The organism is Micromonospora sp. NPDC005298, assembly GCF_040607375.1.
In the GTDB taxonomy this organism is placed as follows: Bacteria; Actinomycetota; Actinomycetes; order Mycobacteriales; family Micromonosporaceae; genus Micromonospora.
Genome location: NZ_JBEXGP010000001.1, coordinates 162,422 through 180,046 on the forward strand (window position 1 = coordinate 162,422; position 17,625 = coordinate 180,046).

Annotated in this window: 14 protein-coding genes; 9 read left to right on the forward strand and 5 right to left on the reverse strand. The window is 71.7% G+C overall.

Translation table 11 applies throughout. The features are described from left to right. Positions 1-74: 74 nt before the first annotated feature. From murJ to ABZS77_RS00850, 7 genes are all read left to right on the forward strand, one after another. Positions 75-1,832 (forward strand): murein biosynthesis integral membrane protein MurJ, encoded by a 1,758-nt coding sequence (gene murJ / locus ABZS77_RS00820; protein WP_354817056.1) that lies wholly within the window; start codon positions 75-77, stop codon positions 1,830-1,832. Positions 1,833-2,277: 445 nt separating this feature from the next. Next, positions 2,278-3,888 (forward strand): protein kinase family protein, encoded by a 1,611-nt coding sequence (locus ABZS77_RS00825; RefSeq protein ID WP_354815089.1) that lies wholly within the window; start codon positions 2,278-2,280, stop codon positions 3,886-3,888. A gap of 43 nt (positions 3,889-3,931) precedes the next feature. After that, positions 3,932-4,627 carry an RNA polymerase sigma factor SigM gene (sigM, locus tag ABZS77_RS00830; RefSeq protein WP_354815092.1) on the forward strand — a complete coding sequence of 232 codons (696 nt, stop codon included), beginning with the start codon at positions 3,932-3,934 and terminating at the stop codon, positions 4,625-4,627. Further along, positions 4,624-5,583, forward strand: coding sequence for a hypothetical protein (locus tag ABZS77_RS00835; RefSeq protein WP_354815095.1), 960 nt, complete (start codon positions 4,624-4,626; stop codon positions 5,581-5,583). The genes sigM and ABZS77_RS00835 overlap by 4 nt, the downstream gene beginning before the upstream one ends. A gap of 180 nt (positions 5,584-5,763) precedes the next feature. Beyond that, positions 5,764-6,714 carry a thioredoxin-disulfide reductase gene (trxB, locus tag ABZS77_RS00840; RefSeq protein WP_354815098.1) on the forward strand — a complete coding sequence of 317 codons (951 nt, stop codon included), beginning with the start codon at positions 5,764-5,766 and terminating at the stop codon, positions 6,712-6,714. 31 nt (positions 6,715-6,745) lie between these two features. Further along, entirely contained in the window at positions 6,746-7,069 is a 324-nt protein-coding gene (gene trxA / locus ABZS77_RS00845) for a thioredoxin (protein ID WP_053651673.1), read from the forward strand. A gap of 173 nt (positions 7,070-7,242) precedes the next feature. Continuing rightward, the gene (locus ABZS77_RS00850; RefSeq protein WP_354815101.1) at positions 7,243-8,409 is read left to right on the forward strand and encodes an N-acetylmuramoyl-L-alanine amidase; all 1,167 of its coding nucleotides are present in this window, start codon (positions 7,243-7,245) and stop codon (positions 8,407-8,409) included. Between the two features lie 21 nt (positions 8,410-8,430). Here the strand turns inward: ABZS77_RS00850 and ABZS77_RS00855 are convergent, their stop codons facing one another. Next, positions 8,431-9,096 (reverse strand): GNAT family N-acetyltransferase, encoded by a 666-nt coding sequence (locus ABZS77_RS00855; protein WP_074315552.1) that lies wholly within the window; start codon positions 9,094-9,096, stop codon positions 8,431-8,433. Positions 9,097-9,380: 284 nt separating this feature from the next. On the opposite strand from ABZS77_RS00855, the gene ABZS77_RS00860 reads away from it, so the two are divergent. Both ABZS77_RS00860 and ABZS77_RS00865 read left to right on the forward strand, forming a co-directional pair. Next, positions 9,381-10,697, forward strand: a complete 1,317-nt coding sequence (locus tag ABZS77_RS00860) for a PLP-dependent aminotransferase family protein (RefSeq protein WP_354815104.1) — start codon at positions 9,381-9,383, stop codon at positions 10,695-10,697. A gap of 7 nt (positions 10,698-10,704) precedes the next feature. Beyond that, the gene (locus ABZS77_RS00865; RefSeq protein WP_354815107.1) at positions 10,705-11,703 is read left to right on the forward strand and encodes a D-alanine--D-alanine ligase; all 999 of its coding nucleotides are present in this window, start codon (positions 10,705-10,707) and stop codon (positions 11,701-11,703) included. 64 nt (positions 11,704-11,767) lie between these two features. On the opposite strand, the gene ABZS77_RS00870 is transcribed toward ABZS77_RS00865, so the two are convergent. The 4 genes from ABZS77_RS00870 to rsmG form a co-directional block, all read right to left on the reverse strand. Then, complete coding sequence (locus ABZS77_RS00870; RefSeq protein ID WP_354815110.1) at positions 11,768-12,745, reverse strand: hypothetical protein; 978 nt, start codon at positions 12,743-12,745, stop codon at positions 11,768-11,770. A gap of 1,431 nt (positions 12,746-14,176) precedes the next feature. After that, positions 14,177-15,190, reverse strand: a complete 1,014-nt coding sequence (locus ABZS77_RS00875) for a ParB/RepB/Spo0J family partition protein (protein WP_354815113.1) — start codon at positions 15,188-15,190, stop codon at positions 14,177-14,179. 27 nt (positions 15,191-15,217) lie between these two features. After that, positions 15,218-16,537: an AAA family ATPase gene (locus ABZS77_RS00880; RefSeq protein ID WP_354815116.1), complete on the reverse strand. Its 1,320-nt coding sequence runs from the start codon at positions 16,535-16,537 to the stop codon at positions 15,218-15,220. Between the two features lie 258 nt (positions 16,538-16,795). Next, positions 16,796-17,623: a 16S rRNA (guanine(527)-N(7))-methyltransferase RsmG gene (gene rsmG, locus ABZS77_RS00885; protein ID WP_354815119.1), complete on the reverse strand. Its 828-nt coding sequence runs from the start codon at positions 17,621-17,623 to the stop codon at positions 16,796-16,798. Positions 17,624-17,625: the final 2 nt, after the last annotated feature.

Sequence of the window (17,625 nt, forward strand, 5' to 3'; positions counted from 1 at the left end):
ACGCGTACGGGTTGACTATGGTCTGTGACGTGCGGGTCGGTGTCCGACTCGACGTACCCCCTGGGAGGCTGGAGATGAGCGGCGGGCTCTACCGCAGCGCGAACGCCGCGCAGGACGGCGGTGCGGGAGCCGGCATCCGGCCCGGGGACGGCGCCACGTTCATCTCCGCCGAGCCGCTGAACCAGCCGGCCATGGAGTCGACGGCGCCGCCGCAGGAGCAGGTGGGCGAGGCGAGCGCCGCGGCGAACAGCGCGGTCATGGCGATCGGCAGCCTGGTCAGCCGGGGTACGGGCTTCCTGCGCACGTTGGCGTTGACCGCCGCGCTCGGTGGCGCGCTTGTCGGAGACGCGTACACGACGGCGCAGATCCTGCCGGGGATGGTGTACGAGTTCCTGCTCGGCGGCATCCTCACCAGCGTCCTGATCCCGGTGCTGGTGCGCCGCCGCAAGGTCGACTCCGACGGCGGTCAGGCGTACGCCCAGCGGCTCCTGACCCTCGCGGTGCTGACCCTCGCCGGCGCCGCGCTGCTCGCGGTGGCCTTCGCCTCGGTGCTGACCAAGCTCTACGCGGGCGACAACAGCGCGGCGGGCTTCCAGGGGCTGGTCACGGCACTGTCCTACCTGATGCTGCCGATGATCTTCTTCACCGGCCTCAGCGCGTTGATCAGCGCGGTACTCAACACGCGTGGGCACTTCGCGGCCCCGATGTGGGCGCCGATCCTCAACAACATCGTGGTGATCGCGACCGCCGGCCTGTACATCGCGATCTTCGGCGCGAAGATCGTCCGGCCGGACGAGATGACCACCGGTCGGATCCTGCTGATCGGCGGCGGCACCCTGCTCGGTGTCGCCATCCAGGCCGCCGGGTTGCTGCCGGCGCTGCGCAAGGTCGGGTTCCGTTGGAAGCTCCGGTTCGACTTCCGCACCCTCGGACTGCGCGAGCTGGGCCGCCTCGGCGGCTGGATGTTCTGCTACGTGGCGGTCAGCCAGGTCGGGCTGATCGTGCTGTTCAACCTGCTGAACAGGGCCGGCAAGGAGAACGCCGCCGGCCCGCTGATCTACAACAACGTGTTCCTGCTGCTGATGATGGCGCACGGCATCATCGCCGTCTCGATCATCACGGCGCTGATGCCCCGGATGAGCGCCGCGGCGGCCGACGGCCGGTACGCGGACGTCGCCGCCGACCTGTCCCGGGGCACCCGTACGGTCTCGGCGGTGCTCGCCCCGATCGCGGTCTGCTACGCGGTACTGGCGACCCCGCTGGCGGTGACGCTGTTCCGCTACGGCGCGTTCACCGACGAGAACGCCGCCGACACGTCACTGGTGCTGCTGCTGGCGGCGCTGGCGCTCGTGCCGTTCGCCATCAGCCAGCTCTTCACGTTCGCCTTCTACGCCCTGCCGGACACCCGCACCCCGGCGCTGATCAACATTCCGGTGGTGGCGCTGCGGATCGGCGTACAGGTGGTGCTCTACGTCGCCTTCGCCGCGCACTTCGCGGCGGCCGGGATGATGATCGGCAACGCCGTGTCCTATCTGGCCGCGGCGTTCGCCTCCGCCTGGCTGCTGCGGCCCCGCGTCGGTCGGATCGGGATGGGCGCCATCCTGCGCACCCTCGGTCGGGTGGCGGTCGCCGCGTTGGGCTCGGCCCTGGTCGGCCTGCTCGTGGTGAGTCTGCTGCCCGGCGGCGACACGCCGAGCTGGATGCAGGCCGTGGTCCAGCTCGTGATCGGCGGCGCGGTGATCGGCGGGACCTATCTCGGTCTCGCGACGGTGCTGCGGATCGGCGAGATCACCGAGGTGGTCGGCATGGTCCGCCGTCGCCTCGGCCGCTGAGCGCACGGGTCCGGACACGAAGAGTCGCAACGGCACGTAACGTGACCACGGATCACCAGGCTGGGGATGCACCTGTGGATAACTCCGCGATTCGCCGGTCAGCCACCGGATCGGCCTGTGGATAACCAGCCGTACGGATGAGCGTGGCCGCCCGATCGGCGGGAACATGCCGGTTGGCGAGGGTGCCACACCAGGGTCGGCCCCGACGTCGGTCACTTGCGGTGAAGCCGTAGATTGGCTAGTACATGTGCCAGCAACGTGGCTGAGAACGGTCGTAACCGGGCGACTGCACCGACTCACGGCACCCCGCCGGGTACGGCGGGAAGATGACATGTCGAGGAGACGGGCAACCCGGGTAAGGTCCTTCTCGACGGGTACGGCAGGCGCCGACGCTGGGCGTCGACACCGGTCGGCCGGTTCCTTCGACGGCAGAGCGGGAAGCCACATGCCCAGCAGTTCGGGTCCATCGATCGACACGATCACCGAGGGAGGACGGGTGACCCAGGTCGGCGAGGGTCAGGAGGCGGACGAGAGCGCTCCGCCGGTCATGACCTTCGGTGCTCCCACGGCCGGTGAAATCCTCGCCGAGCGGTACGAGCTGGTCGAGCACATCAACAACGACAGCGCGGGTCGGCTGGTCTGGCGCGGGGTCGACGTCATCCTGCGCCGTCCCGTCGCGGTGGTGCTGCGCTACCCGGGTGGCGACTCCGCCACCGAGATGCTCCAGGCCGCCGTCGCGGCCAGCCGTGTCATCCACCCCAACCTGGTCGGCGTCTACGACGCGATCGACGAGGCCGAGCGGGCGTACGTCGTCCGTGAGTGGGTCGACGGGCAGTCACTGCGCGACCTGGCGAGCGAGGGCCCTCTCGACCCGGCCCGTGCCACCGCGATCGGCAACGCCGTAGCGAGTGCGCTCGCCGCGGTGCACGCCACCGGCATGGTGCACGGCAACGTCCACCCCGGCACCGTCATGATCAGTGACGAGGGCCGCGTGGTGCTGGCCGACGCGCGCACCGACGGCGCCGACAGCCAGGAGAACGACATCCGGGCGGTCGGCGGCATCCTCTACTTCGCTCTGACCGGCCACTGGCCGCACACCGAGGCGCCACTGCACGGCGCCACCGCCGGCCACGGTCGCGCCGCCATTCCGGACGGTGTCCGGGACGCCACCGGCGCCATCGCGGCTCCCCGCCAGGTCCGGGCCGGTGTTCCGGCGTACCTGGACGACCTGACCATGGACCTGCTCGACGCCGAGATCGCCCCGCCCTCGTCGGACGTACTCGCCGCCGAGCTGGCGCGACTGGACGTGCCGGCCGAGGAGGAGCACTACCTCGACAACAGCGGCCCGCTGCGGTTCGCGGCCGACACCGAGGAGGAGCCGTCCCCGCTGGCGGCCGCCGGTGGTCGCAAGGTCGCCATCGGCATCGCCGGCCTGTTGGCGGTCGCCCTGGTCGGCCTGCTCATCGGGATCAGCGCGCTCGGCGGCGACGGCGACAAGGACCAGCAGACCAACCCGGTCGCCGCACCCACCTCCAGTGCCCCTGCCGGTGACGCCACCCCCGCTGCCGCTGCGGCACGCAAGCTGACCGTGAAGAGCGTCCGGATCATCGACCCGGACAGCTCGAACCGCAGCGAGGTCGACGGCGCCGACAAGGTCATCGACGGTGACGAGGACAAGGGCTGGGAGACCGAGACGTACCGCGACCGGCCCAACTTCGGCAACCTGAAGAAGGGCATGGGGGTCTGGATCGACCTCGGCGAGCCGCACACAGTCAAGTCGGTCCAGGCGGTGCTGTCGGCCACCGGGGCGTCAGCCCAGCTCCTCGCCGGTAAGACCACCCATCCGTCCAGCTCCAGCGGTGACAAGCAGCTGGTCGCGAGCTACAAGACGCCGATCGGCCAGCCGTTCGAGGATCACGACGGCACGACCATGACGTTCAACGGCTTCGATGCCGACACGAAATACCAGTACCTGCTGTTCTGGATCACCGAGCTGCCTCCGTCCGAGGGCGGGTACAAGCTCGGGGTGCAGGAGATTACGGTCCAGGGGTCGTGAGCCGGGCACCACGATCCGGGCACCGCATCCGCCGGACGCGGTGATGGACGGGCGCGACGCGGCGACGGACCTGGAGCTGCTGCGCGCCCACGTCGCCGGGGACCGGGACGCCTTCGCCGAGTTGTTCCGCCGGCACCGCGACCGGTTGTGGGCGGTGGCTCTGCGGACGCTCGGTGACCGCGAGGAGGCGGCGGACGCGCTCCAGGACGCGCTGCTGTCCGCGCACCGGGCTGCTGGCCGTTTCCGCGGCGACTCGGCGGTCACCACCTGGCTGCACCGGATCGTGGTGAACGCCTGCCTGGACCGCGTACGCCGCCGCCGGGCGCATCCCACGGTGCCGCTGCCGGACGGCGACCCGGCCGGGGACGGCTCCGGCACCCGGGGCGTGGAGCCGGCCGCTCCGGTGCAGGACCACGACACGGCGCTCGTGGTCCGGCAGGCACTCGCCACCCTGCCCGTCGAACAGCGCGCCGCCCTGGTGCTGGTGGACGTGCAGGGCTACCCGGTCGCCGAGGTGGCTCGCATCCTCGGTGTCGCCGAGGGCACGGTGAAGAGCCGCTGCGCCCGGGGCAGAGCGCGACTCGCGGTGGCGCTCGGGCACCTCCGCCCCGACCGACCACAGCCGTCGGACCCGGTCGCCGACGTGCCCGACGTCACGCGGGGGAACCCCCGCCCGGTGGAGGGCGTCGGATCGGGGCCGGGCCGTTACCGGCGGGACGCCAATCAGGAGGACACGTGACGACCGAGGGGTTCAGGGAGGTCGACGACGACCTGCTCGCTGACTACCTCGGCGGGGCGCTGGACGGCACGCCGCAGCAGGCGGAGATCGCCCGATTGGTGGACTCGGATCCGGCGTGGGCCGAGGCGCACGCACGGCTGGAATCCGCGCTGACGCAGGTCCACGCCGACCTGGCCGGCTGGGCCGAGCCGTCCCCGGAGATGCCGCCGGAGGTCGCCGACCGCCTCGTCGCGGCGCTGGCCGCCGCCGCTGACGCCACCGCCACCGCCCCGGGCGTCGTACCGGCCCAGGGCGGAGCCGGCCGACGGCCCGCCGAGCAGGATCGCACCGCCACGACCGGCCCGGGCCGCCGCCGGCGCCGCTGGGCGCGCCGTGGGGCACCGGTGGCCGTCGCCGCGGTCGCCGTCGTCGGGGTCGCGTTGGGCCTCAACCAGCTGTCGATGGACGCTTCGGACACCCCCACCAGCGCGCTGAACCACCCGGCCAGCGCGCCCGAGGACACCGCGGCGGCAGGCGCGGTCCGCACCACCGGACCGGTGGTGCGCAGCGGTACGGACTACGACCCGCAGACCCTCGGGGACGCGGGACGGCCCGCGCCGTACCAGGCCACCGGTGTCCCCACCCGCATCCCCTCCGGTGCCCCCGGGGACGCCCCCGCCGACCAGCCCGGGGTGGACGCCGAAGGGGGCCGACGGCCCGCGCCGGACGGCCTGGACCAGTTGGCCCGCCTCACCGACCAGGGGGCGCTGACCGCCTGCCTGGCCGACGTGGCGACGGAGCACGGCGCCGCCCCGCTGGTGGTCGAGGTGGTCGACTTCGCCCAGTTCCGGGGCGAGCAGGCGGTGGTCATCCGGTTCACCGACTCCACCGGGGCCCGCTGGGCATGGGTGAGCGGCCCGGAGTGTGGTGTGCCCGGGTCCGGCTCGGACACGCGGTATTCGACGCGGGTAGGGTGAATCAACGGTCACCGGTGCGATGACCCTCTACGTGACCTGACCCACCGGATGCCCGGCTCGGGAATCCCCGGTTCGTACGATGACGTTCTGGAAGTCAGCTGCCGGCACCCCCCAGGCGTCGGCACTCGGATCGGCGTCGGTGCGCACCGACGCCGAACACACACAACGCGGGAGACGGCAGTGGACGAGGTCCGCAACCTGATCATCATCGGCTCCGGGCCGGCCGGTTACACGGCGGCGGTCTATGCCGCACGCGCCAACCTGAAGCCGCTGATCATCGAGGGCGTCCAGTCCGGTGGCGCGCTGATGACCACCACCGAGGTGGAGAACTTCCCCGGCTTCGCCGACGGCATCCTCGGCCCCGAGCTGATGGACAACATGCGTAAGCAGGCCGAGCGGTTCGGCGCCGAGTTCCTCACCGACGACGTGACCCGGGTCGAGCTGGTGGACACCGGCGACGCCGGTTCCGGCGCGGTCAGCACCGTCTGGGTCGGCGAGACCCCGTACCGGGCCCGCTCGATCATCCTCTCCACCGGGTCGGCCTGGCGTCCGCTGGGCGTGCCCGGCGAGCAGGAGTACCTGGGCCACGGCGTGTCCGCGTGTGCCACCTGCGACGGGTTCTTCTTCCGCAACCAGCACATCGTGGTCGTCGGCGGCGGTGACTCGGCGATGGAGGAGGCCACCTTCCTCACCCGCTTCGCCGACACGGTCACCATCATCCACCGGCGTGACTCGTTCCGGGCCAGCAAGATCATGGCCGACCGGGCGCTGAGCAACGAGAAGATCAAGGTCGAGTGGAACAGCACCGTCGAGGAGATCCTGGGCGACGACGGCAAGGTCACCGGCGTACGGGTCCGCAACGTGCACACCGGCGACACCAAGGTGATGGACGTGACGGGCGTGTTCGTGGCCATCGGTCACGACCCGCGCAGTGAGCTGTTCCGGGGCCAGGTCGAGCTGGACGACGAAGGCTACGTGAAGGTCCAGGCCCCGGGCACCCGCACCAACGTGCCGGGTGTCTTCGCCGCTGGCGACGTGGTCGACCACACCTACCGTCAGGCGATCACCGCGGCCGGCACCGGCTGTGCCGCCGCGCTCGACGCCGAACGGTTCATCGCGACGCTCAGCTGAAACAGGAAACACATCCCGGAGGAGGGGCACAGTGGGAAATACCAAGGCGGTCACGGACAAGAGCTTCGTCGCTGACGTGCTGCAGGCGGACAAGCCGGTTCTGGTGGACTTCTGGGCCGAGTGGTGCGGCCCCTGCCGCAAGGTGTCGCCACTGCTCGAGGAGATCGCCGGCGAGATGGGCGACCGGGTCAGCATCGTCAAGCTCAACATCGACGAGAACCCGGAGACCGCCCGCGCCTACCGGGTGATGTCCGTGCCGACGCTCACCGTGTTCAAGAACGGCCAGCCGGTGCAGTCGATCGCGGGTGCCAAGCCGAAGGGCGAGCTGGTCCGGCTCATCGAATCGGCTCTCTGACCAGCAGAAACATCTGCGAACCCCGTACCCCCTCAAGGGGTGCGGGGTTCGCTGTTTCCGCCCTGCGAACCGCAGGCGTTTTTCTCGGCCCCAGCCCCCACGCCGCCCCGGAACGCATAGCCTCAAGCCGAGGCCGCGCCCGGCCAGCCAGCGTCGTGCAGAGGGGGTCGAGCGTGCGTCCGATCCGACCCGGAGACCGGGGACCAGCGGTCACGGAGATCCGAACCATCCTCACCGGCCTCGACCTTCTCGCGTCCACCGCCGGCCCGAACGCCGACGAGTTCGACCTCGACACCGAACGGGCCGTCCGGGCGTTCCAGCAGTCCCGGGGGCTCAGCGTCGACGGCCGCGTCGGGTCGGAGACCTGGGGCGCCCTGGACGCCGCCCGCTGGCGGCTCGGCGCCCGCACCCTCTACCACGCGATCCCCGACCCACTCACCGGCGAGGACGTCCGGTCGCTCCAGGAGCGACTGCTGGAGATGGGGTACGACGTGGGTCGCGCGGACGCCATCTACGGCATCCGCACCTCCCGCGCCGTCGCCCAGTTCCAGCGCGAGGTGGGGCTCACCCCCGACGGCTCCTGCGGGCCGCACACCATGAACGCGCTGCGCCGGATCGGCCGCAAGGTCGTCGGCGGCCGCCCCCAGTGGCTGCGCGAATCCGACGCCATCCGGCAGTCCGGGCCGGCGCTGGTCGGCAAGACCGTCGTCATCGACCCCGGGCACGGCGGCACCGACCCGGGCATGGTGGTGCCCGACGGTCCGCTGCGGTGGACGGAGGCGGACCTGGTCCACGACCTGGCCAGCCGGCTGGAGGGGCGGCTCGCCGCGTCCGGGGTGCGGGTGCAACTGACCAGGGGTCCAGCGCCCGACAGCTGCCTGCCGGACACCGACCGGGCGCTGCTGGCCAACTCGCTCGGCGCCGACGTGTTCATCTCGCTGCACCTCGACGGGCACGCCAACCCGGACGCGGAAGGGGTGGCGACGTACCACTACGGCACCGACAACGGCGTGACCTCGGCGACCGGCGAACGGCTGGCCGGGCTGGTCCAGCGGGAGATCGTCGCGCGGACCGGGCTACGGGACTGCCGTACCCACGCCAAGGCCTGGGACCTGCTGCGGCTCACGCGGATGCCTGCCGTCCGGGTGGAGGTCGGCTACCTCACCTCGCCGACGGACCGCGCCCGGCTGGTCGACCCCCGGTTCCGCGACCGGGTGGTGGAGGCGATCGTGGCAGCGGTGCAGAGGATGTACTACCCGATCGAACGGGACGTGCCGACCGGCTCGCTGGACGTCAGCGAACTGCGGGCGGTGGTGACCGCCGCCACGGTGGTCACCTGACCGGCGGTGCCGCGGCGCTGCTCAGCCGCCGGTGGAGCGGGTCGCCGGGGCCGGTCGCACCGGACGGAGCAGAGTCTCCGGGCTCATCGAGCCGAGCAGCTTCTCCAAGGCGTACTCGACGTCGGACTTCCAGCTCAGGGCGGTCCGCAGCTCAAGGCGCAGCCGCGGGAACCGGGGATGCGGCCGGACGGTCTTGAAGCCAACCGAGAGGAAGAAGTCGGCCGGCGCGACGCACCCGCCCGCCGGGTCGTCGGCGTCTCCGAACTTCGCGTCACCGAACGCCTCGATCGCCTTGATCCCCCGCTTGGTCAGGTCCCTGGCGACGCCCTGCACCAGCATCCGGCCCAACCCGCCCCCGGCGAACGCGGCCACCACGTTGGCGGTCATCAACAGCGCCGCGTCGGCGGAGACCGGCGACGTGGGGAAGGCCATCGAGCGGGGCACGTAGGCGGGCGGGGCGTACATCACGAAGCCCGCAGGCATGCCGTCGACGTACGCGAGCTTGCCGCAGGAACCCCACTCCAGCAGGGTCTGGGAGACCCACGCCTCCTTCTCCAGGCCCGGGTCGCCGGCGGCACAGGCCCGGTCGGCGGACACCGGATCGAGCTCCCAGTAGACGCACTGCCGGCAGGGGCGAGGAAGGTCCTCCAGCGTGTCGAGGGTCAGACTGACCAGACGTCGCGACATATGGCGCATCCCCACAATAGGCTCGGCGGTGAGACCGGCACGCAACGACAGCGCCGTCCTGTCCCCGACGAGCGATCGTACGCCGCCGATCGACGGTACGGGAGGGGACGCGCAGATCATCACCGCACCGGGGGACGGGTCCGGGATGTGGACGATCCGTCTCGGCGGGCCGGTGCGCTGGCCAGAGGCGGCTAGGATCGACATTCGGTGTCCCGGCCGCCATGGTCGCCTGCGTGCGGGGTACCCGGGGCGGGAGCCACCCGAGCAGCGATCGAGGTGAGGTCATGACCGGCACGACACTCGACGACTACACCGACCGGTACGCCCGGCGGGTACGCGGCATGACGGCCTCGGAGATCCGAGCACTCTTCGCGGTGGCCAGCAGGCCGGAGGTCGTGTCGCTCGCCGGTGGAGCACCGTACATCGCCGCCCTGCCACTCGACGCGGTCGGTGAAATGCTCGGCCGGCTCGGCTCCGAGCACGGCGTCACCACCCTTCAGTACGGCATCGGCCAGGGCACCCTGGAGCTGCGCGAGCGGATCTGCGAGGTGATGGCGCTCTCTGGGATCGACGCCGGCTGCGGCGCCTCCCCGGAGGACGTGGTCGTCACCGTCGGCGGGCAGCAGGCTCTGGACCTGGTGGCCCGACTCTTCCTCGACCCGGGCGACGTGGTGCTCGCCGAGGGGCCGACCTACGTCGGCGCGCTCGGGGTGTTCCAGGCTGCCCAGGCTCAGGTCGCACACGTACCGATGGATGCCGACGGGCTGATCCCGGAGGCCCTGGAGACGGCAATCGCCGACCTCGCCCGCGCCGGCCGGCGGGTCAAGTTCCTCTACACGATCCCCACCTACCAGAACCCGACAGGTGTGACGCTCAGCGAGGAACGCCGGGAACGCGTCCTGGACATCTGTGAGCGCGCCGGCCTGCTCGTCGTCGAGGACGACCCGTACGGCCAGTTGGGGTTCGAGGGTGAGGCCCCCGCGCCGCTGCGGGCCCGCCGCCGTGAGGGGGTGTTCTACCTCAGCACGTTCTCCAAGACCTTCGCGCCTGGTCTGCGGGTCGGCTGGATCCTGGCGCCGCACGCGGTCCGCGACAAGCTGGTCATCGCCAGCGAGGCGCAGATCCTCTGCCCCAGCGGCTACGCCCAGGCCGCGGTGGCGACCTACCTCGCCACGATGCCGTGGCGGCAGCAGCTCAAGGTCTACCGGGAGGTCTACCGGGAGCGGCGGGACGCCCTGCTCGACGCGATGGCCGACCTGATGCCCGAGGGCACCAGCTGGACCACACCGGCCGGCGGCCTGTTCGTCTGGGCCACCCTGCCCGAAGGGCTCGACTCGAAGGCGATGATGCCGCGCGCGGTCGCCGCCCGGGTCGCCTACGTGCCCGGCACCGGCTTCTACGCCGATGGCACCGGCACCGGCACCATGCGGTTGAACTTCAGCTTCCCGCCCCCGGAGCGGATCCGTGAGGGCGTGCGCCGGCTGGCCGGCGTGATGGAGCAGGAGATCGCGATGCGCCGGGTCTTCGGGGCCGTGGGCGGCACCGGCGCGGGTCGGCGCGGGCAGGCCGGCTCCGACGTGCCAGGTCCCGACTTGGCATGATGCCGGCATGGGTACGACAGCCGAGCGCCTCCTCGTGACCGATCCCGCCGTCTCGGCCGACCTGCGGGTGCTGGTGCTCGCCGGCGGGCTCTCCTACGAGCGGGATGTCTCGCTGCGCTCCGGCCGGCGGGTCCTCGACGCGCTGCGTGCCGTCGGCGTGGAGGCGGAACTGCGCGACGCCGACGTGGCGTTGCTGCCTGCCCTCGAAGCCGACCCGCCGGACGCCGTGGTGATCGCGCTGCACGGCGCCACCGGCGAGGACGGCTCGCTGCGCGGGGTGCTCGACCTGTGCGACATCCCGTACGTCGGCTGTGACGCCCGTGCCTCGCGGCTCGCCTGGGACAAGCCGTCAGCCAAGGCGGTGCTCCGCGAGGCCGGCATCCCCACCCCGGACTGGGTGGCCCTGCCGCACGACCGGTTCTCCGAACTCGGCGCGGTCGCCGTCCTCGATCGGATCGCCGACCGTCTGGGCCTGCCCTTGATGGTCAAGCCGGCGCAGGGCGGATCCGGGCTGGGTGGCGCGGTGGTCCGGGACGCCGCAGCGCTGCCGGCCGCGATGGTGGGCTGCTTCGCGTACGACTCCACCGCGCTGGTCGAGCGGTACGTGCAGGGGATGGACGTCGCGGTCTCCGTGGTCGATCTCGGCGACGGCCCGCAGGCCCTGCCGCCCGTGGAGATCGTGCCCCGCAACGGCGTGTACGACTACGCGGCCCGCTACACCGCCGGGCGCACGACGTGGCACGCCCCGGCCCGGTTGGACCCGGAGGTCGCCGCCACGGTGGCGGACGTGGCGCTCGCCGCGCACACCGCGCTCGGGCTGCGCGACCTGTCCCGGGTCGACGTGATCGTGGACGCCGCGGGTCAGCCGCACGTCCTGGAGGTCAACGTCTCACCCGGTATGACGGAGACGTCGCTGCTGCCCCTCGCCGTGCAGGCGGCGGGCCTGGACTTCGGGCGGCTCATCGGGTCGCTTGTCACCCGGGCCGCCGCCCGCATCACTGCCTGATTGCCCCGACGTCTGTCGACGTCGAGGTTGGCGGCCGTCCGGTACGACCACCAACCCCACCCTGTCAGCGACCGCCCCGTGGCCCGCCCTGACCGTGCTCGGTGACCGCGGCTGCCGTTGTACTGGCGTCGTCCTCGGGAACCGTCGAGGACGCGGCCTCGTCCGGCGCGGGATCGGATCTGGCGCCGTCGTCGGTTCCGTCGGTGGACTCGTCGTTTCCGGCGATCCCGACCGGCTCGGCGGTCTCCTTGTCGGTTGGCGAGTCGGTACCCGTCCCGGCGCGGCCGTCGCTGTCCCCGTCGTCGACCCCGTCCCCGTCGTCGACCCCGTCACTGCTGTCGGCCGCGCCTGCCGAATCCGGCGTGGGCTCCGGGATCTCCTCCGCCGCCTCGATCACCGAGACGGCCTCCGCCTCGGCGGCGGCGTGCGCCGCGGCCGACTGCGCCAGCAGACTCGACGGCGCCTGCCACTGGATGCGGGGCGGCTCCGCCAACGGCCGGCCACCGAACTCCGCCAGCCAAGCGGCGACGAGCGCCAGATTTTCCCGCCACTGCGCCTCGGAGATCGGCGGCAGGATCGAGTCCCACAGCGACAGGAACGTGCCCCGCAGTTGAAGCCGGCCGTACGGTCGAGCCAGGAACCACATGTGCAGATGCGCCGAGCCGTCGCCCCACCGGTTCACATGCACCCGGGCGACGCCGTCCAGCGACCGGATGGCCCGTTCCAGACGTACGGTCATCACGCCCAGTTCGGCGGCGAGCAGGTTCGGCAGGTCGCCCAGGTCGAGGTGAGTCCGCGATTCGAGGATGAGCACCATGGGCAGACCGGTGGGCCGGTCCATGGCACGGACCCGCCACCGCTCGCCGACCCAGATGTAGGCGTCGTCCGGGGCGTTGCAGGCAGTGCATTCCCGGAGACCCTCGCCCTTGCGTGGCGGTTCGACCGGGACCGGGTCGTCGAGCTGCTTCACGCGCAGGTCACCCTCGAAGGGAAACGAGGGCCACTGGGTGAAGTCCGGGACTGAGGGAGGGGTGTCGTGCACGACGCTGACCCTAACCGAGTCCGGCGCACCTGTCCCTACCCGATCGGCCGGTGGCGACGGGCCACATCAACGCTCGACGTCGATCGGTACAGCGATATCCACAGGCTGCCAAGGCTCCCGATACGGGCCGTCATCCACAGGCTGGCACCCGCTTTCACGCGGGGTTTCACGTGAAACAGGGGGTGCCTGTGGACAACCGGTGTGGATAACTTTTCGAGCCCTCGTTCGTTGCGCGCCGCCAGTCGATCAAGCGAGTGGTGAGGGGGACCTCTCGGCCGTTTCGAAGCCGATGAGCGATGCCGACTTTCGCGCCGCCGGGACCCGGAGGCCCACGGCGTGCTCAGTCCGTCGGCGGCCATGAGTTGGCGGCTCCTCGCGCAGCTGGCTGTCGACGTGCCGGGGTCGACGCCATCGAGCAACTCCCTGGGTGCGCTCCACCACCATCGGACCAAGCTTGCCTGTCCATGGTCGGCTGGGCCGGCGCGGCCCGGCGCGGGTCGACTCTGGCGGGCACCGGGCCCGGCGCGGGTCGACAGCGACTGAGCGCGGAGATACCCCGCACGCGATCTCGCCGGCCGGGAGGGACGGCGCCGGTCGGGTCCGACCTTGATCGGCCTGTGGCTCCGCCGGTTGGAGTGAGCTGGCGTGGCGGTCCGGGACAGCCGCTTCCCTCGCGGTCGGCGATCGCGGTCGGGCGGTCCCAGTCGGACGGTCCGGTCCCCGTCGGCGGTCCGTCGGGTCCGGTCCCGGTCGGCGGTCCCGTCGGGTGGTCCCGGTCTGCGGTCCCCGTCGGGTGGTCCCGGTCTACGGTCCCCGTCGGGTGGTCCCGGTCTGCGGTCCCCGTCGGGTGGTCCCGGTCTGCGGTCCCGTCGGGTGTCTCGGTCGGGCCGTCCCAGTCGGGCGGTCTCGGTCCAGCGGTCCCGGTTAGGGAGTCCTGGTCTGGTGAACTCGGCCTGGCGCTCTCGACCTAGGGGATACGACCCCCCGGACCCGGTCCGGCCAGCTGTCTCGGAGCAGCCGGCGCGGACCAGCGGCGCAGCCAACGGCCACGGCGAGTCCAGTCCTGGCCGTCTCCGTCCGTCAAGCGGCCGGTCCACCGTCATCCGTCCCCGACACGAGGCGATGAGGAGACCGCGACTCGCTCACCCCGTCCGCACTTACGTCGCCGGCCTCGACGGCCCGCAGGAGCCCGCTCAGCGGGCGCACGCCCCACCCCTGTTGATCCGGAGAAGGTCGCCCGCCCGACCGCGCCGCAAGCGGTCCCCGTTTCACGTGAAACGGCGCTCGGGGCCACCTACCCGCCGAGGAGGCCCGATCGGCAGAAGCCGCGTAGCCGGACGCCGTTTCACGTGAAACCGCAATCGTGATCCTGAGAGACGGTGACGGCCGCGCTCCCGAGGGAGACGCGGCCGTGAGAGAGGCGGGGAGCGGTCAGCCCTCGCTCTCCTCCTGCTGGACACCGATGATGCCGACGATCCGCTCCAGATCGTCCACCGTGGCGAACTCGATCGTGATCTTGCCTTTGCTGCGGCCGATGTCGACCTTCACCCGGGTGTCGAACCGGTCGGACAGCCGGTCGGCGAGGTCGGAGAGGGCGGGCGCATGCGGCTTGGGCCGACGCTTGGCGGCCGCCTTCGTCGGGCCGTCGTTCAGGGCGAGGGCCACGATCTCCTCGGTCGCCCGGACCGAGAGGCCCTCGGCCACGATGCGCGTCGCCAGTTGTTCCTGGGCGGCCGACTCGTCGAGGCTCAGCAGAGCGCGGGCGTGACCCGCCGAGAGGACCCCGGCGGCGACCCTGCGCTGCACCTGCGCCGGCAGGTTGAGGAGTCGAATCGTGTTGGAGATCTGCGGACGGCTCCGGCCGATCCGGCGGGCGAGTTCCTCGTGGGTGGCACCGAACTCCTCCAGCAGTTGCTGATAGGCGGCGGCCTCTTCCAACGGGTTCAGGTTGGCCCGGTGGATGTTCTCCAACAGGGCGTCGCGGAGCATGGCGTCGTCACGGGTGTCGCGGACGATCGCCGGGATGTTCTCCCGGCCCACCGCCTGGGCGGCACGCCAGCGCCGCTCGCCCATCACCAGTTCGTACTTCTCGTCGTCGAGCTGCCGGACGACGATCGGCTGGAGGAAGCCGACCTCCTGGATCGAGACCTTCAGCTCCTCCAGCGCATCCTCGTCGAAGACCTGGCGGGGCTGCTTGGGGTTCGGCATGATCGCGTCGACCGGAATCTCGGCGAACCGCGCACCGGGCACCGGGCTGAGCCCCAGCTCGTTCTCCACGGGCGGGGCGGCGGAGACGACCACCGGTGGTGTGGGCGTACCAGTGCCCTCGTCGTCGACGGCCTCGTTGTCCGGCTCAGCCGTCGCGGTGCCCACACCGTTGACCGGCCCGGTCGGGATGAGCGCCCCCAGGCCCCGACCCAGACCGCCCCGAGGACGGTTCTTCATGCCACGCCTCCCAGCGACTCTTCCGCACTACGCATTCCGGCCCACCGGCTCCTTGACGCCCCGCTCGGCGATTTCCTGGGCGGCCTCGAAGTAACTCGTGGCTCCCCGCGAACCGGGATCGTAGGTCATCACCGACTGGCCGTAGCTGGGCGCCTCGGAGACCCGGACGTTGCGGGGGATGACCGCCTGGAGGACCTTGTCGCCGAAGTGGTTCCGGACGTCCTGCTCGACCGCGTCGGCCAACCGGGTACGACGGTCGTACATGGTCAGCAGGATCGTCGAGACGTCGAGCTGCGGGTTGAGGTGTTGCCGCACCAGGTTGATGTTGTTGATCAGCTGGTTGAGCCCCTCCAGGGCGTAGTACTCGCACTGGATCGGGATCAGCACCTCCTGCGCGGCGACCAGGGCGTTGACCGTGAGCAGGCCAAGTGAGGGCGGGCAGTCGATGAAGACGTAGTCGAACTGCCCGGGGTAGGCGGTGATGGCCCGGTCGAGGCGGGACTCCCGTGCCACCACCGACACCAGCTCGATCTCCGCGCCGGCGAGGTCGATCGTCGCCGGTACGCACCACAGGTTGGGGATGCCCTCGACCGCCTGCGCGACCTCGGAGAGCGGCACGCTGTTGATCAGGCAGTCGTACACGTCCGGGATGCCGGTGTGGTGCGGGACGTTGAGGCCGGTGGAGGCGTTGCCCTGCGGGTCGAGGTCGACCACGAGCACCCGGTTGCCGTGCAGGGCGAGCGCCACCGCAAGGTTGACCGTGGTCGTGGTCTTGCCCACGCCGCCCTTCTGGTTGGCGACGCACATGACCCGGGTCCGGTCCGGTCGAGGCATGGTCACCTCGCCACTGGGATTCAGGATCTGCACGGCGCGCATCGCCTCCATAGCCAACGGTGGGTCATCCTCTTCGCGCGTCGGGGTTTCACGTGAAACGTACGTGGGATCTGCCACCACGGCCGCCAGCGACTCGGCGGACGCGACGGGCGCGTTACCGGGAACCGGCGCGGCGTCCCGAGCGGCCGCCGCCGTGGGTTGATGCGGTACCGCTGGCTCGAAGCGGACGGCAGCGGCCGTGTTCCGTCGGCCCGACGTCGGCCGTACGTCGGCCACGTTCACGGGTCGGCTGAGCCCTTCGGAGGGCCGTCGACCCGTCGTCGGGCCCGGGATCTCCGGTCCGGCCGGTTGGCCCGTCGGGTCGTCGCGCGACTCCAGCGGATCGCTGTCCGCCGGTTGGGGCGACGGCCCGGACGCGCCGGGCGACCAGCTCGGGTAGTCGGTTTCACGTGAAACAGGGTCGCTGGTTGGCCCGGTCACGCGTGGATCGTCGTACCTGCTGTCGTCATGCACCTGTCATCCCTGCCCGCTTCGGATGGTCGGTCCGCGCCCGGTCAACTTGGCCGCACCCGTGCTCGCACCCCGGAGCGTACGGCTCCTCGGGAGCGGTCGGGAGACCCGCGACGTCCGCCGCCCGCTCCACACTATCGACGCGCGGTCAGCCTACGGCGGACGGGCGTGGCCGGTCCACGTCGGGTTCTCATACCCTCGTTCCATCCGTACCGGTACAACGAGGCAACCCACCGGCCGGACGCCCGATGGCGCGAAGCGTCAGCGCCGGCGGGCGCGTCCGCCTCGGGACCGCTTGCTGGCGGCCGGTCGGGCCGGGCCGACCATCCGCTCGCGCACGATCTCCACGACGGTGGTGGGCGGGTCGATGACCCCGACTCCGCAGAGGTGCACGGTGGGCTCCCCACCGCCGACGCGTGAGACGGCATCGGCGTGCTCCTCGATCTCGGCGGCAGCCGAGGATCCCTTGAGGGCCAGGAGTCGACCGCCGCGAACCGTGAGTGGCAGGCTCCAGGTCGCCAGACGGTCCAGGGGTGCGACCGCGCGGGAGGTCACCACGTCCCCGCTGATCGGCTCCCGACCGTTCGACCCGGTGGCCGCCTCGTCGGCCCGACCGCGGAACACCCGCACCGATCTGGCCAGGCCCAGCCGTTCGACGACCTCGATGAGGAACGACGTCCGCCGGGCGAGCGGTTCGATGAGGGTGACCGTCAGGTCGGGGCGCGCGATGGCCAGGGCCAGGCCGGGCAGGCCGGCGCCGGATCCGACGTCGAGCACGGTCGCGCCGGTCTGGATCCGTTCGGCGACCGCCGCGCAGTTGAGCAGGTGCCGGTCCCAGATCCGGGGTGCCTCCCGGGGGCCGATCAGACCGCGGACCACGCCGTCGGTGGCCAGCAGTTCGGCGTACGCGGCGGCCAGGTCGAGTCGGTCGCCGAAGAGGGTCAGCGCCGCCGGCGCGAGGGCGGTCGGCAGCGCGGCGTCGGCCGGCGAGGGTGCGGTGTCGGTGGTGTCGGGCCGGACAGCGGACGGCCCGGGCGGCGTGCCGCCCGGGCCGGTCACGGCGTCGGCCGTGGGGTCGTCGTGTGTCACCC